Raw genomic sequence first — 15,707 nt, forward strand, 5'->3', positions numbered from 1 at the left:
GCCTGAGTGAGGTGGGGCCCGCGGCACATCGCCGCGGGCCCCTCTCCTTGTCCCGCCGCCGTTCGTGCCGCCGTTCGTGCCGCCGTTCGTGCCACCCTTCGTGTCGCCGTTCGCGTCTTTGCGCCGAGCCGCTGCGCCGGGCGCCGGCTCACAGCACGGTGAAGCTGTTCTTGACCTGGTTGTAGACCTTGAGTGCCTGGTCCTCGATGTCCCGGTGGTACCAGGTGTTGATCTGGTACGACTTCCCGTCGGCGTCGAAGCCGAGCAGTCGCGCGTGCCAGCTCACGTCCTTGAGCGTGAAGGTGTACTCCCAGACGATCGCCTTCCGGCCCCGGAACGTCGTCTCCTCCAGCCGGATCTTCCGGTAGTCCCGCCCCTGGCGGGCGTCCTGCTCGGAGGTCCGCCAGGTGTCCATCAGATTCCCCTTGGCGAGGGAGGACTTGGCCGCGAGTTCCTGTGCGCCGTCGGGCGAGGTGTAGTGCACCTCGGAGCCGGTCTTCAGATCGCGCCGCCAGCCCTTGGGCGTCACCCACGCGTAGCCGCCGGCCTCCCGGCGCGCTCCCGGGGGCGGGCCGGGCGGGCGTGAGGTGCCCTCGACGGTGGGCGCCGGGGACGAGGAGGCGCTGGTGGAGGCGGCCGTCGGTGCGGACGAGCCCGGGGCGGCGCCGTTGCCGCTGTCGGGGGATCCGCCGGTCAGGGCGACGGCGGCCCAGGCGGCGGCTCCCGCCGCGACCGCGACCGCGGCGGCGAGACCGATACGGCGCCCGTCGCGTCGCGAGCCCGCCCGGGCGCCGAGGTCGTCACCGTCGCCGTGGCCCTGCCGACGACCCTGGCCGTACGGGCCGTACCCCTGACCCTCCTCGGATCCGGACGGCACGGCGGGGCCCGGGAGTTCACCCGGTGACGTCTCCACGGGCACGGGTGCCGTGGGCAGTTGGGAGACGGGGCGCGAGCCGTGCTCCGAGCGCTGTTCCGAGGGAGTCTGCGAACTGGGCGAACTGGGTTCCGTACGCGGTTCGGAGGGGACCTCGGTGGAGGCGTTGGCCGTCGCCGGCAGGTCGGCGCCCCGGGTGACGGCTTCGGGTCCGGGGACCGCGGAGTGCTCCGGGGCGGGTGCGGTTCGACGCTTCCGGAAGTCGGGCGCGCTCTTCCGGGTCGGAGTCCGCTGGATCGGAACGGCGTCCTGCACGGAGTGATCCTCCGGCTCGCGTCCGGGTTCGGGGTCGGCTTCGAGTTCGGGTTCGGGGGCGGGGGCGGGTCCGGGTTCGGGGGCGGGGCCGGGGGCGGGTTCGAGTCCGGGTCCGGGTTCGAGTCCGGGTCCAGGCCCGGCTTCCGGTTCGGCTCCGGGTCCGGTTCCGAGTTCAGGTCCGGCTTCGGGTCCAGGTCCAGGCCCGGTTCCGGGTCCAGGTTCAGGTCCAGGTCCAGGTCCGGGTCCGGGTCCGGGTCCGGGTCCGACTTCCGCTTCGGGTCGAGTCGAGGGCCTGCGCGGATCACTTGCGCCGATGTGCCGTTCGTCCGGCGGCGGGGTGGCCTCGGGAAGGTCCGCCGGGGGCTGCCGCGCCGCCCGCACGAGCTGGGCGTCGAGCAGAGCGGGCGTGGCCGAATCCGTCAGGCCGTGCCCGGAGGCCGGCGTGGACGACTTTCGCAGGTCACGCCCGGGGGGCGGCTGGCCCTGATCGGGTTCCGAGGTCGGCTCGGGTACCAGGGTCGCCTCGCGTCCCGGGGGCGAATCGCTTGCCGGCTCGGGATCCGCGCCGCAGGCCTGATCCGGAGTGCGTTCCGGCAAGCGCTCGGATTGAGGGGCGGGTTGGTGCGCGGGGCTGAGCTCGGTAGCGGGTTCGGGCTCGCATCCCGGGGCGCGGTCCGGCCCGGGGTCGGGGCCCGGGTCCGGGACGGGCTCGGGGGCGTGTGTCGGTGTGGGGTGGTGCGGGGGCTCGTAGGCGGTTCCGTGCGCGAATCCGGTGGGGAAGTCGTACTCGGGCCCCTCTGCCGGGGGTCCGAAGGGAGCGGTGCTCGTCCTCGGGGGACGGAGGATCTCCCTCAGTCCCGCCTCCAGTTCCTCCAGACCGGGCCGTGTGGACGGGTCCTTCTCCAGGAGGGCGGCCAGGATCTCCCGCAACCCGCCCGCACCGGCGGGAAGTTCCGGCTCCTCGTAGAGAACGGCGTGCAGGGTCGCGAGGGTGGTGGAGCGGGAGAACGGGGAGCGGCCGCCGAGGGCCGCGCAGAGCGTGGCGCCGAGGGACCACACGTCGGAGGGCGGGCCCTGCGGGCGGCCGGAGATCCGCTCGGGGGCCATGTAGTCGGGGGAACCGACCAGCATGCCGGCCATGGTGAGCGCCTCGGCGTCCTGGAGCGCGGCGATGCCGAAGTCGGTGAGGACGACACGGTGCCGTCCGGTGTGCTCGACCAGCACATTGCCCGGCTTGATGTCCCGGTGCAGCACTCCCTGCGCGTGCACCTGACGCAGCGCCCCGACGAGTTCGAGGCCGACGCGGGCCGCCTCGCGCGAGTCCAGCGGTCCGTCCTCGACCACGATCCGTTCGAGCGAGCGGCCGGTGACGAGCTCCATGACGATCCACAGCCGCTCGCCCGCGTCCACGACGTCGTAGATGCGGACGACATGGGGGTGGTCGATCCGGGCCGTGGCCCTCGCTTCGCGCAGGGTGCGTTCCCGGCGCGTGCGGGTGTCCTCGGGATCGAGTCCGTCTATCCGCATTTCCTTGACCGCGACCTGCCGGTCGAGCATTTCGTCGGCGGCTCGCCACACCCGCCCCATTCCCCCCTGACCAATAATCTCGACCAGCCGATAACGTCCGGTCACCAATAATCCCGGAACACCACCCTGTACGTTCGCCGACAATCTCTGCACCCCCTCAACATCAGCCACAATCGCCCGTCACAGCAGAAACACAATGGTCACACTTCAGGCCGTACCAGCATAGTGCGGAGAAATCTTGTGGTACCTCTTCAAGTACTGCGAATTCAGGCGCAGCCAAGGGGGGCGAACATGAGTTCTCGTCGCACGACGACCATTGCGGGATCGCTGCTCACGGCATGCTTCTCGGCCGTGATGATCCTTTCCTACACCGCCGTGGCGGACGACCAGGGACCGGGGAGCGGCAAGGGCGGAAAGGCGATGGACGAGGCGCCGACGGGCGTCGAGGTGACCACGCTGCTGCCGGAGAAGATCTCGGTCGACAACAGTACGCAGAAGACGGCGATCACCGCCACGGTAAAGAACGAAGGGGCCAAGGAAAGCGGCAACATCAGGTTGCTGGTGGTCGGTTTCGACGGTCTGACGGTCAAGAACGTCGAAGGCTGCACCGCCATGGCCAAAAGGGATCTCCCCGCGGGATCGAACAGCGGTTTCATCTGTTCCACCGGAAATCTCGCGGCAGGCAAATCGAAATCGTACGACGTCGACGCGACGTTCGATCTGAGCAAGACCGGCAAGATCTGTCTCCCGGTCCAGACGAGCGACGGGAAGAAGACGTACTGGCAGCAGGGACCGGTTCCGTTCGGCACGACGAACCCGTCACCGAACGCCCCGGCGACCCCACTGCTGCTCGGCACCGACAACAAGCCGGTGGCACCTGGAGGCGACCGGCTGCCGAAGACCGGGGGCGGAGGCGAGGTCGTGCCGCTCGGCATGGCGGGCGCGGCGCTGCTCTCGGCCGGAGCGGCGGGGCTGTGGTGGGCCGGCCGCAGGCCCCGGCGGGAACGCTGACCGCCCGGCGCCGTCACCCCTAGGGCGGGCACGGCACCGAGCGGGAACGCGCGGAGGCCCGCCGGGTCGAGGTCGAAGACCGGCCCGGCGGGCCTCTCGCGTCAGATCACCGGCGCGGCCGTCACTTCTTGTCGACGAGCTTCCATGCCGTGGGGAGCACGCCCATCGCCAGGGCGGCCTTGAGGGCGTCACCGATCAGGAACGGGGTGAGACCCGCCGCGAGGGCCGCGCTCGCCGACATGCCGGTGGCCATGCCCAGGTAGGGAACACCGACCGCGTAGATGATCGCCTCGCCGAGCAGCATCGTGCCCGCCATGCGCAGGACGGAACGGTCGGCGCCGCGGCGGGCCAGGGCACCCACGACGGTGGACGCCAGCAGCATGCCGAGGATGTAGCCGAAGGACGGCGCCGCCGCGCCGGAGCCGCCGCCCGCGAACCACGGGACGCCGGCCATGCCGACCAGCGCGTACACCGCGAGCGACAGGAAGCCGCGGCCCGCGCCGAGCGCCGTGCCGACGAGCAGCGCGGCGAAGGTCTGGCCGGTCACCGGCACCGGGGAACCCGGGACGGGCAGCGAGATCTGGGCGGCGAGGCCGGTGAGCACGGCACCGCCGAGCACGAGGGCGACGTCACGGACGCGGGAGGCCGGAAGGAGGTCGGCGATGACCTCGCCGGGTCGGGAGGGCGTGGCGACAGCGGTGCTCATGAGGACTCCGGCGAAGGGGATACCCCCTCGCTCATGCGGAGCTCGGGGGAGGACAGGTCAGGACACGGTGACGCTATCCCAGGGGTGTACGGGTGATCACCGTCAGCGCTCGACAAAGGGCGGATCCGGACCTTGGTGGGCTCCTTACAAAGAGTGCCCGGTACACCTGCGTGAAGGTGATGCTGGTCACTGAGGTGAAGTCGTTTCCGCTACGGGCCGGTTCGAGCCGGGACTGTGGAGAGTCACCAAAGGGGGACGCCGGCCGGAGCGGGCCGTTCCGGTGCGTGGGGCTGAGCGGGAACCCGCCCGGCCTGTCCGGCCCTTGGGCACACCTGGCAGGCTTCCCGGGCCGCCCCCTACCCTTCACCCCATGGTTCCCCAGGCCCTGAACTTCTCGTCGCGTCGCTATGTCGACCTGCGACGCCAGGGCACTGCCGTCTGTCGCCGCCCGTCCTGAGGCGGGGCGGAGCGGATCCGGCTCGCCGAGACGAGACCAGAGCACACCACACCAGTCGCACGTCGCACCCGATGTGACGAGGCGTACGTGACGGCGCAGTGCCGGACCAGCTCCCGAGGAAGAACTCCATGGCCAGTACCGTGGCACCCCCTTCGACGTCTCCGCCCTCCCCCGTCCTCGACCGGCGCCGGACCAGCGCCAGCGTGATCCTGCGGTCCGTGCTGGAGCACGGGCCGGTCGCGCGCAGCACCATCGCCCGGCTCACCGGCCTCTCCCCCGCGTCGGTCACCGACTACTGCGCCCGTTTCACCGAGCGGGGCCTGATCCGGGAGGCCGCCGCGCCCCACCGGTCGGGCGGGGTCGGGCGGCCGCATCGCCCGATCGACCTGGACCGCGCCCGGTTCGTGGTCGGCGGGGTGCATGTGGCCGTGCCGTACACGACCGTCGCGCTGCTGGACCTGCGCGGACGCGTTATCGCCGAGAAGCGTCTGCGGCACGACCGCACCGAGCCGCACGTCGTTCTGGCGAACGCCGCCGACGGGGTCGCCGCCCTCCTCGCGGACGCTCCCGGCCGTACCCCCCTGGGCATCGGTGTGGCGACCGGCGGCTGGGTCGACCCGGACTCCGGCACGATCGTGGAGCACGCGTTGCTGGGCTGGCGCGACGTGGCCGTCCGGGAGGTCATCGAGGCGCGCACCGGGCTGCCGGTCCATGTGGACGGGCACGCGCGGGCGTTGGTCAACGGTGAGCGGCTGTTCGGGCGGGCCCGGGGCAGCCGGAGCGTGTTGCATCTCTTCGCCGGCAATATCGTGGATGCCGCGTTCGCCACCCATGACCAGGTGCACTACGGGCCGCGCTCGCAGGCCGGATCGATCGCGCATCTGCCCCTGGCCGGCGGCTCGGAGCGGTGCGACTGCGGGCGGACGGGATGCATCCAGGCCGAGCTGAGCGAACGGACCCTGTGCCGGCGGGCGCGGGAGCGGGGTGTCATAGACAGCTCGAACCCGATGCACGTGGTCTCCGCGGCGGCCGCCGGCGACCCGCTGGCCGTACGGCTGCTGATGGAGCGGTCCCGGATGGTCGGGCGGGCGGCGGGGCTGCTGCTCGACGTGCTCAACCCGGAGACGGTCGTCGTCACCGAGATCGGCGCCATGTACCGGGAGGACTGCCTCGGAGCGCTGCGGGAGGCGGTGGGCCCGGAGCGGGCGTCGGCGGTCGCCCCGACCAGCTTCCCGGATTCGGTGCTGGCCGTGGCGGGCGGATCGGTCGCGCTCGATGTCCTGTACCGCGATCCGCTGGGTTCCGCGGGCCTCACCGCCCGTTGAAGGCCTCCCCGCCCCTCGGGCCTCTCCGTCCGGCCGGGGCCGCTCCGGACTCCCCCGGGCCCCCCACCGGGAGCGAATTAATTCAGAAACTCGGAATGTTGACAGGGCTCGTGCCCGGACAGGAGCATCGTGTCCATGAGCAGCGCGCGGGTGCAGGTTCCGCTCACCAAGTGCCGTGTGGTCGACCTGATGCGGGTCGCACGCACACGTTGTTGCTGACCCCGTGTCGCCGACAGGTCGCTGACGCGCCGAAGCGCTGAGGTTCACTCGGCGGCCTTCACTCCGAAGGCCACTCGGCCGCCTTCGTGCGGCATATCGGCCGGCCGCCGTCGCCCGTAGACCGATCCGGCTGTCGTCGCCCGTAGACCGATCCGGCTGTCGTCGCCCGTAGGCCGACCCGACTGTCGTCGCCCGTAGGCCGACCCGGCCCGTCGTCGTGCCGTGGTCTCCTCTGCCGTCGTCGCCCCGAGATCCGGTCCGGCGTCGTCATGACTCGGACGGTTCAGCCGCCGTCGCCCCTGATCGGCTCGTCCCCATCGGCACGCCATCGGCGTGTGTCCCTTTTCGGTGCGCGTTCCACTCTTTCCGGCTTCGCCCTGCCCGGAACTCTGCGCGCCGTACCGCCACTTGGAATCCCCGGAGTCCTTCCATGCCACCACTGTCCCCTTCGTCCTCCGCCGCGTCCGCATCCGCCGCCTCCCGGTCCGGTGTCGACCGGCGCGTGTTCCTGTCCTCCCTGCTCGGTGTCGCCGCCGCGGCCGGGCTGAGCGGTTGCGCCGGCGCCAGTGTCGCCGACACCGATTCCAAGGCGGACACGTCCGCACCCCTGTCCGACAAGGTGCCGAAGGGGACCGAGCTCAAGATCGCCTCGTACCAAGGCGTCCAGCAACTCCAGCTGAAGCTGGCGGGGCTGTCCGCGCTGCCGTTCGCCGTCTCCGACTGGGTGAACATCGGCGCCGGTCCCGATGTCATCAACGCCTTCCGCGCCAAGTCCCTGGACGTCGGGAACAACGCGGGCATCCCGCCGATCCAGGCGCACTACCAGGGCTTCGACGCGAAGATCGTCGCGATCAACATCACCCGCAAGCCCAACTACCTGTTCGCCACCAAGCCCGGCAGCGCCATCAAGGACGTGCGGGACTTCAAGGGCAAGAAGCTCGCCTTCTCGCAGGGCCAGGCCCAGGGTGTCGTCCTGCTGCGCGCCCTGAAGCAGGCCGGCATCGCCTACGACGACGTGACCCTGGTGCCGCTCACCAGCAACCAGTTCCTCACCGCCCTCCAGGCCGGCCAGGTGGACATCGCCCCGCTCGCCAACAGCCAGGCCCCGGCCTACCTCAAGCAGTACGGGTCCAAGGGCGCCCACACCATCCCCACCGACGTGGTGGACCTGCTCAACCTGCTCTGGGCGCCGACCTCGGTGCTGGCCGACCGCGCCAAGGCGGCCGCGGTCGCCGCGTTCATCCCGCGCTGGGCCAAGGGCCAGGTGTGGGCGTACGAGCACCCCGACGCCTGGAACAAGGAGTTCTACGTCAAGACGCAGAACCTCACCCTCGCGCAGGCTCAGTCGATCACCGAGCTCGCCAACAAGCCGCTGTTCCCGCCGAGTTGGGACGAGGCCGTCAAGTGGGAGCAGGAGACCGCCGATCTGCTGGCGGAGGGCGGCTTCGTGAAGGGGTTCAAGGTCGACTCGCTCTTCGACCGGCGCTTCGAGGCCATCGCGGCCAGGGCCGTACCCGCGGAATACCGGAGGTGACGGCCGCCATGACGACCAGGACCACGACCACGACCACGCGCTCCTCCTCCACGCCATCGACCGCGCTCACGGACGACGACGCCTCCGCCTCTGTCTCCGGCTCCACCTCACCCACCGAGACGGACGCCACCACCGAGACGGGCGCGACCACCGAGCCGGACGCAGTCACCGAGACCGACACCGAGACCAAGTCCGAGACCGGCACTGGCACCGGCACCGGCACCGAGCCGGCCTCCGCCCCGGTCGCCCCGGCCGCGCCGGTCGAGGCCGGTGCGGACAGCCACCGGCCGCGTCGGCCTCGCCGTTCCCGGCGCCGCAGCCTCGCGCCCGGCAAGCGGCTGCCCGCCTCCCGGCTCATCGGGCCGGCACTGTTCTTCGCCCTGTGGGCCCTCGCGTCCGCCGCCGGGCAGCTCGATCCCGGTGCGATCCCCGCGCCCTGGACGGTGCTGAAGACCACCGGTCATCTGTGGACCGACGGCACACTGCCCACCGATGTGCTGACCTCCCTGGAGCGCGCGGGATACGGGTTCGCGCTCGGTCTGAGCGCCGGGGTCGTCCTCGCCCTCGCGTCCGGGCTCAGCCGCGTCGGGGAAGCGCTGATCGACGGGACCGTGCAGCTCAACCGGGCGATCCCGACCCTCGGTCTGATCCCGCTGTTCATCCTCTGGCTCGGCATCGGCGAGACCTTCAAGATCGCGATCATCGCCATCGTCGTCTACATCCCCATCTACCTGAACCTGCACTCCGCCCTGTCCGGCATCGATCACCGCTACGTCGAACTCGCCGAGGTCCAGGGGCTGTCGAGGCTCCGCTTCGTCCGGGAGATCGTGATACCCGGCGCGCTGCCCGGATTCTTCGTGGGACTCCGGCTCGGGGTGACCGGCTCCTGGCTCTCCCTGGTCGTCCTGGAGCAGATCAACGCCACCAGCGGCCTCGGCTACATGATGTTCCAGGCCCAGAACTACGGCCGGACCGACACCATCCTCGTCGGCCTGCTGATCTACGGCATCTTCGGGCTCGTCTCCGACAGCGCGGTTCGTCTCATCGAACGGAAGGTGCTGTCATGGCGACGCACACTCAGCAACTGACCCGTGAGCACACCGTCCAACTGCGCGGTCTCACCCGGTCGTTCGAGGGGCGTACGGTCCTCGACAGCATCGACCTCGACCTCCCCGCGGGCCAGTTCACCGCCCTGCTCGGACACAGCGGCTCCGGCAAGAGCACGCTGCTGCGCGCCATCGCCGGCCTCGATCACAACGTCGCCGGGAGCGGACAGCTCACCGCCCCGGAAAGGGTGTCCGTCGTCTTCCAGGACTCGCGGCTGCTGCCCTGGCGCCGCGTCCTCGACAACGTCCTGCTCGGCACGGACGGCAAGGAGGCGGCGCAGAAGGGCCGCTCCGCCCTCGCCGAGGTGGGACTCGCGGGACGGGAACGGGCCTGGCCCAACGAGCTGTCCGGCGGGGAGGCCCAGCGCGCCGCCCTGGCCCGTTCACTCGTACGGGAGCCCGAACTGCTCCTCGCCGACGAGCCGTTCGGAGCGCTGGACGCGCTCACCCGGATCCGGATGCATGTGCTGCTGCGCGAGCTGTGGGAGCGCCACCGGCCGTCCGTCCTGCTGGTCACGCACGACGTGGACGAGGCGATCGTGCTGGCCGACCGGGTGCTCGTGCTCGACCGGGGCCGGATCGGCGTCGACCTCACCATCGACCGCCCGCACCCCCGCTCGTACCGCGATCCGCGGCTCGGCGAGTACCGCGAACGCCTGCTGAGCGCCCTCGGGGTGACCGAGGACGTGACCGGAGGACCGGAAGGGGCGGCCGGCGGAGCGACGGAACACGGAGCGGCGGAAGACACGGTCGCGGAACCGGACGGGACGGCGGGACACCCCGTCGCGGGACGGGACGTGGCCGCGGACGACACAGCCGGGCACGGCGTGCCCGCGCACCAGGAGGAGAAGCACCCGTGACCAGCCCGCGCCGACTCCATCTCAACGCGTTCCTGATGAACACCGGCCACCACGAGGCATCCTGGCGGCTCCCGGAGAGCGACCCGTACGCGCATGTGGAGACGGCCCACTATGTGCGCCTCGCCCGGATCGCCGAACGCGGCACCTTCGACTCCCTCTTCCTCGCCGACGGCCCGGTTCTGTTCAGCAGCGTGGGCCAGCGCCCGTCCGGCGCCCTGGAACCCATCACCCTGCTCACCGCGCTGGCCACGGCCACCGAGCACATCGGCCTGATCGCCACCGCCTCCACCTCCTACAACTCCCCCTACAACCTGGCCCGCAGATTCGCCTCCCTGGACCACATCAGCGGTGGCCGCGCGGGCTGGAACATCGTCACCACCGCGGGCGCGGAGGCCGCCCGCAACTTCGGTCTCGACGACGAGCCCGCGCACGCCACCCGCTACGAGCGCGCCGCCGAGTTCCTGGACGTGGCGCTCAAGCTCTGGGACAGCTGGGAGGACGATCTGGTCGTCGCCGACAAGGCGGCCGGCGTCTGGGGCGACACCGGCAAGATCCATCCCGCACGCCACAAGGGGACGTACTTCAGCGTGGAGGGCGCCCTCAACGTGCCCCGCACGCCGCAGGGTTACCCGCTCCTCGTGCAGGCGGGCTCGTCGGAGGACGGCAAGCGGTTCGCGGCCCGGTACGCGGAAGCGGTGTTCACCGCCCAGCAGACCCTCGCGGACGCCCAGGACTTCTACGCCGACCTCAAGTCCCGTACCGAACGGGCCGGCCGGGACCCGGACCACATCAAGATCCTGCCCGGCATCGTCCCGGTCATCGGCTCGACCGAGGCCGAGGCGCGCGCCCAGGAACGCGTCCTCGAGGACCACATCGTGTACGAGCACGGGCTGAACCGTCTGGAGCATCTGCTCCACCTGGAGCCGGGCACCCTCGGTCTCGACGCGCAGCTGCCCGCCGACCTGCCGCCGGAGGACGCGATCGAGGGGGCCAAGAGCCGCTACACCCTCGTCGTGGAGCTGGCCCGGCGCGAGCGGCTCACCGTCCGCGAGCTGATCGGCCGGCTCGGCGGCGGGCGAGGGCATCTGACCTTCGCCGGCACGCCCGAGCAGGTCGCCGACGCGATCGAGGAGTGGTTCCGCGGCGGCGCCGCCGACGGCTTCAACATCATGCCCGCCGTGCTGCCCTCCGGCCTCGACCTCTTCGTGGACCACGTGGTGCCGATCCTGCGCGACCGGGGCCTGCTGCGCCGGGAGTACGGACCCCGGCAGACCCTGCGGGAGCGCTACGGCCTCCCGCGCCCGGCCAACCAGTACGCGGCCCCGGACGCCGCACCCACGACCGCCGCACCCGCGGCCGCCCTCGCCTGAACCCGCCCCCGACCGTCACCGCCCCTACCCGATCGGCCGATCCGAAAGGACCCGCACCTCATGACAGACATCGAGATCCAGAAGGTCACCGCGCACATCGGTGCCCGCGTCTCCGGCGTCGACATCTCCAAGCCGCTCGACGACATCACCGTCGCCGCCCTGCGCACCGCCCTCAACGAGCACAAGGCGCTGGTCTTCGACGACGTCGACCTGGACGACGAGGGCCAGCAGGCCTTCGCCCGCCACTTCGGCGACCTCACCACCGCGCACCCCACCGTGCCCGCCGTGGACGGCGCCCCGAACGTGCTGCCCGTGGACAGCGAGCGGGGCCGCGCCAACCACTGGCACACCGACGTGACCTTCGTGCTGAACCCGCCGCAGGCCAGCACCCTGCGCAGCATCACCGTCCCGCCGTACGGCGGCGAGACGCTCATCGCCAACTCCGCGGCCGCCTACCGCGATCTGCCCGAGCCGCTGCGCGCGCTCGCCGACACCCTGTGGGCCGAGCACACCAACGACTACGACTACGCGGTCCCGGACGAGAACATCGACGAGGAACAGGCCGCGCAGCGCGCCCAGTTCACGTCCATCCAGTTCCGCACCGCGCACCCGGTCGTCCGGGTCCACCCGCTGACCGGTGAACGCGGCCTGTTCATCGGCGGGTTCGCGCAGCGGATCGTCGGGCTGTCGGTGGGCGAGTCCCGCAAGATCCTCGACCTGCTCCAGGCGTACGTCACCCGGCCCGAGAACATCCTGCGCTGGCGCTGGTCCCCGAACCAGCTGGTCCTGTTCGACAACCGGATCACCCAGCACTACGCCATCGACAACTACGACGCCGCGCCGCGCCGTCTGCACCGCGTGACGGTCGCCGGTGACGTGCCGGTCGGCATCGAGGGCAAGGAGAGCCACTCGATCGCCGGCGACGCCTCGCACTACACGTCGGTGGCGTGACGCGGATGACGTAGCGGGGCAGACCGCCACCAAGGCGCCCAGAACCCGGCGTGAACGGACCCTTACACTCCGCATGGATCACGTCCGCATGCTGGGCGGCCCCTTCTCCCTGTCGGAGGGGCTGCCCAGACTGTGGGCGTTTTTACCGCTCGTCTGTAAGGGACCCCCCACTCTCATGTCCCGCACCACCCTCGACGCGCCGCCCGGTACCACCGCCGCGGACGCCCCCCTCTCCCACGGCCTGAAGCAGCGCCACCTGTCGATGATCGCCCTCGGCGGTGTCATCGGCGCCGGCCTGTTCGTCGGCTCCGGCGCGGGCATCGCCGCCGCCGGTCCCTCGATCGTCATCGCGTACGCCGTCTCCGGCCTGCTCGTCATGCTGGTGATGCGGATGCTCGGCGAGATGTCGGCCGCGTATCCATCGTCCGGTTCCTTCTCCGCGCACGCCGAGCGGGCGATCGGCCCCTGGGCCGGATTCACGGCGGGCTGGTCCTTCTGGGTGCTGCTCTGCACGGCCGTCGGCCTGGAGGGCATCGGCGCCGCGAAGATCGTCACCGGCTGGCTGCCCGGCACGCCCGAGTGGGCCTGGGTGGCGCTGTTCATGGTCGTCTTCTGTGTGGCCAACCTCGCGGCCGTGAAGAACTTCGGCGAGTTCGAGTTCTGGTTCGCGGCACTGAAGGTCGGCGCCATCACGCTGTTCCTGGTACTCGGCGTGCTGGCCATCGCCGGTGTCCTGCCGGGCACGGACGCGCCGGGCACCACGAACCTCACCGGCGAGGGGGGCTTCCTGCCGAACGGCAGCGAGGGGCTCGTGATCGGGTTGCTCGCGTCGGTGTTCGCGTACGGCGGCCTGGAGACCGTGACGATCGCGGCGGCCGAGTCGCAGGACCCGGTCAAGGGCGTCGCGAGCGCCGTCCGCACCGCCATGTGGCGCATCGCGCTCTTCTACATCGGCTCGATGGCGGTCATCGTCACCCTCGTCCCGTGGGACTCCGCGGCGGTCGTCGAGAAGGGCCCGTACGTCGCCGCCCTCGAACACCTCGGCATCCCCGGCGCCGGGCAGCTGATGAACGTGGTCGTGCTCGTGGCGCTGCTGTCGGCGATGAACGCCAACATCTACGGCTCCTCGCGCATCGCCTACTCCCTCGTCGAGCGCGGCCAGGGCCCGAAGGCGCTGGGCCGGGTCTCGTCCGGGGTGCCGCGTGTCGCGGTGCTCGTGTCCTGCGTCTTCGGCTTCGGCTGTGTCGTTCTCAGCTACTGGCGTCCGGACGACGTCTTCCCCTGGCTGCTGAACATGATCGGCGCGGTGATCCTGGTCGTGTGGATGTTCATCGCGGTCTCGCAGCTGCGGCTGCGGCGCCGGCTGGACCGGGAGGCCCCGCAGAAGCTGGTCGTCCGGATGTGGGCCTTCCCGGTGCTGACCTGGGTCGCGCTGGCGGGCATGGTGGCGATCTTCGCCCTGATGGCCCGGGAGCCGGACACCCGGGTGCAGTTGTACTCGACGGGCGCCATGACGCTGCTCCTGGCCGCCGTCGGCTGTGCCCGGCAGAGGGCGCGCGCCCGCGCCTGACCGGTGCACCCGCCTCACCGAAGGGGCCCCCGCGCGAAGGACGGTGTCGCGCGGGGGCCCTTTCGCGTGCCCGGACGCGCCCCGGCGTCCTCGGGACCCGGGCGGGCCCGGCACGCACGCTCATCTTCTTGCTGCTAGCGTGCAGTTGCAAGTTCTTTGCAATAAGAGGTCGGAGGGGACCCGTCATGCCCGTCTACACACTCCCTGAACTGCCGTACGACTACTCCGCGCTCGCGCCCGTGATCAGCCCCGAGATCATCGAGCTGCACCACGACAAGCACCACGCGGCCTATGTGAAGGGCGCCAACGACGCGTTGGAGCAGCTCGCGGAAGCGCGGGACAAGGAGTCGTGGGGGTCGGTCAACGGTCTGGAGAAGAACCTGGCCTTCCATCTCTCCGGCCACATCCTGCACAGCATCTACTGGACCAACATGACCGGGAACGGCGGCGGCGAACCCCTGGCCGCCGACGGGGTGGGCGATCTCGCGGACGCCATCACCGAGTCGTTCGGCTCGTACGCGGGCTTCAAGGCCCAGCTGACCAAGGCGGCGGCGACCACCCAGGGTTCCGGCTGGGGCGTCCTCGCCCACGAACCGCTGAGCGGCCGGCTCGTCGTCGAGCAGGTCTACGACCACCAGGGCAACATCGGCCAGGGCTCGGTGCCCCTCCTCGTCTTCGACGCCTGGGAGCACGCCTTCTACCTTCAGTACAGGAACCAGAAGGCGGACTTCGTCGAGGCGATGTGGCAGGTCGTGAACTGGCAGGACGTGGCCCGCCGTCACGAAGCGGCCACGGCCCGCCGGGACGTATTGCTCCTGGCCCCCTGAGGGGGAACATGAGGCGTCCTGCTCGTGATCGTCTTCTCACCTTTCACGTGGCAGGCGGAAGAAAGGACGGCCCCCGCGAGGACGTGACTCGCGGGGGCCCTCCCGTCACGGCGCGCACGGCACGTTGAGCGACAGCAGGGCGGCCGACCCGTCCTCCACCCGGAGTTCGGTGATCGCCGCGTTGCCGAGACTCGGCAGGACACGGCGGTACTCGCCCAGCGGGATGGACAGGGCGGAGCACAGCACCAGACGCAGCAGGGTGTTGTGGGCGACCACCAGCACCCGTTCGCCGGGGTGGGCCGCCGCGATATGGCGCAGGGCGCGTGTTCCACGGGCCGCCGCGGTGCGCGGGTCCTCCGCCTCCGGGAAGGGGTACGACACCGGATCGGCCCGGAACGCCTTGGCCCGGACCGGGTTCTCGGCCTCGAACTCGGCGAGCGTACGGCCCTCCACCACCCCGAAGTCGCACTCCCGCAGGGCGGGTTCGCGCCGCGGGACGAGCCCCAGGGCGCGGCACGCCGGCTCGGCGGTGGCGACGGCACGCGACGCGGTCGAGGTCCAGACCGCGTCGACCGGGTGCGCGGCGGCCCAGCGGCCGAGGGCCTCCGCCTGGGCGCGGCCCTCGTCGGTGAGGGGGACATCGCTCACTCCGGCGTAGCGGTTCTCCGCGTGCCAGACGGTCTGCCCGTGCCGGGCCAGGAGGAGAGTCGTGCTGCGGCTCGTAGTACTCATGACGCCGCAGTATCCAGGCCCGCGCCGATCCCCGGCCACGTGTCGCCGTCGTCCACGGCCTCGACCTCCCGGACCTCCCGCGCTGTCGTCCTCGTACGCAATCCGAACCTCCCGCACCATCGCCCCGCACGCCGTCCGCACCTGTTATCACGCACTCCGGGCGGTGAAATCTCAGCGCGCGCCGAGCTTTTCACCTGCATGAGGTATCCGAACCGGGACGAGCCGGCACGAGACGAGACGAGACGAGACGAGATGACGGGACAGGCCCGGGACACGGCCGGACCTCTTCCGGACCCGTCGCCGGCTCCGCGAGCGCTTACGCC

Annotated in this window: 12 protein-coding genes; 9 read left to right on the top strand and 3 right to left on the bottom strand. The window is 71.2% G+C overall.

All coding sequences use genetic code 11. The features are described 5' to 3' along the window. Positions 1 to 148 precede the first annotated feature (148 nt). Positions 149 to 2,821 (bottom strand): protein kinase, encoded by a 2,673-nt coding sequence (locus ACFWBT_RS34595; RefSeq protein ID WP_385706925.1) that lies wholly within the window; start codon positions 2,819 to 2,821, stop codon positions 149 to 151. A 186-nt stretch (positions 2,822 to 3,007) separates the two neighbouring features. Here ACFWBT_RS34595 and ACFWBT_RS34600 point away from each other — a divergent pair, with 186 nt between their 5' ends. Then, complete coding sequence (locus ACFWBT_RS34600; protein WP_385706926.1) at positions 3,008 to 3,727, top strand: hypothetical protein; 720 nt, start codon at positions 3,008 to 3,010, stop codon at positions 3,725 to 3,727. Positions 3,728 to 3,848: 121 nt separating this feature from the next. Here the strand turns inward: ACFWBT_RS34600 and ACFWBT_RS34605 are convergent, their stop codons facing one another. Further along, complete coding sequence (locus ACFWBT_RS34605) at positions 3,849 to 4,433, bottom strand: biotin transporter BioY (protein WP_385706927.1); 585 nt, start codon at positions 4,431 to 4,433, stop codon at positions 3,849 to 3,851. 585 nt (positions 4,434 to 5,018) lie between these two features. Here ACFWBT_RS34605 and ACFWBT_RS34610 point away from each other — a divergent pair. The 8 genes from ACFWBT_RS34610 to ACFWBT_RS34645 all read left to right on the top strand — a co-directional run bounded on the left by ACFWBT_RS34610 (position 5,019) and on the right by ACFWBT_RS34645 (position 14,652). Further along, positions 5,019 to 6,215: an ROK family protein gene (locus tag ACFWBT_RS34610; RefSeq protein ID WP_385706928.1), complete on the top strand. Its 1,197-nt coding sequence runs from the start codon at positions 5,019 to 5,021 to the stop codon at positions 6,213 to 6,215. 649 nt (positions 6,216 to 6,864) lie between these two features. Beyond that, positions 6,865 to 7,968: an ABC transporter substrate-binding protein gene (locus ACFWBT_RS34615; protein ID WP_385706929.1), complete on the top strand. Its 1,104-nt coding sequence runs from the start codon at positions 6,865 to 6,867 to the stop codon at positions 7,966 to 7,968. An 8-nt stretch (positions 7,969 to 7,976) separates the two neighbouring features. Then, entirely contained in the window at positions 7,977 to 9,056 is a 1,080-nt protein-coding gene (locus tag ACFWBT_RS34620) for an ABC transporter permease (RefSeq protein WP_385706930.1), read from the top strand. Further along, a complete protein-coding gene (locus ACFWBT_RS34625) occupies positions 9,032 to 9,934 on the top strand; it encodes an ABC transporter ATP-binding protein (protein WP_385706931.1) in 903 nt (300 codons plus the stop codon). Before ACFWBT_RS34620 ends, ACFWBT_RS34625 begins: the two co-directional genes overlap by 25 nt. Then, entirely contained in the window at positions 9,931 to 11,304 is a 1,374-nt protein-coding gene (locus tag ACFWBT_RS34630; RefSeq protein WP_385706932.1) for an LLM class flavin-dependent oxidoreductase, read from the top strand. The genes ACFWBT_RS34625 and ACFWBT_RS34630 overlap by 4 nt, the downstream gene beginning before the upstream one ends. A 60-nt stretch (positions 11,305 to 11,364) precedes the next feature. Continuing rightward, positions 11,365 to 12,255, top strand: a complete 891-nt coding sequence (locus ACFWBT_RS34635) for a TauD/TfdA dioxygenase family protein (RefSeq protein WP_385706933.1) — start codon at positions 11,365 to 11,367, stop codon at positions 12,253 to 12,255. A 175-nt stretch (positions 12,256 to 12,430) separates the two neighbouring features. Further along, entirely contained in the window at positions 12,431 to 13,825 is a 1,395-nt protein-coding gene (locus ACFWBT_RS34640) for an amino acid permease (RefSeq protein WP_385706934.1), read from the top strand. A gap of 185 nt (positions 13,826 to 14,010) precedes the next feature. Continuing rightward, positions 14,011 to 14,652, top strand: a complete 642-nt coding sequence (locus ACFWBT_RS34645; RefSeq protein WP_385706935.1) for a superoxide dismutase — start codon at positions 14,011 to 14,013, stop codon at positions 14,650 to 14,652. A gap of 105 nt (positions 14,653 to 14,757) precedes the next feature. On the opposite strand, the gene ACFWBT_RS34650 is transcribed toward ACFWBT_RS34645, so the two are convergent. Beyond that, positions 14,758 to 15,384, bottom strand: a complete 627-nt coding sequence (locus ACFWBT_RS34650; RefSeq protein ID WP_385706936.1) for a histidine phosphatase family protein — start codon at positions 15,382 to 15,384, stop codon at positions 14,758 to 14,760. Positions 15,385 to 15,707 lie beyond the last annotated feature (323 nt).

This window comes from Streptomyces sp. NPDC060027, assembly GCF_042737005.1.
GTDB lineage: Bacteria > Actinomycetota > Actinomycetes > Streptomycetales > Streptomycetaceae > Streptomyces.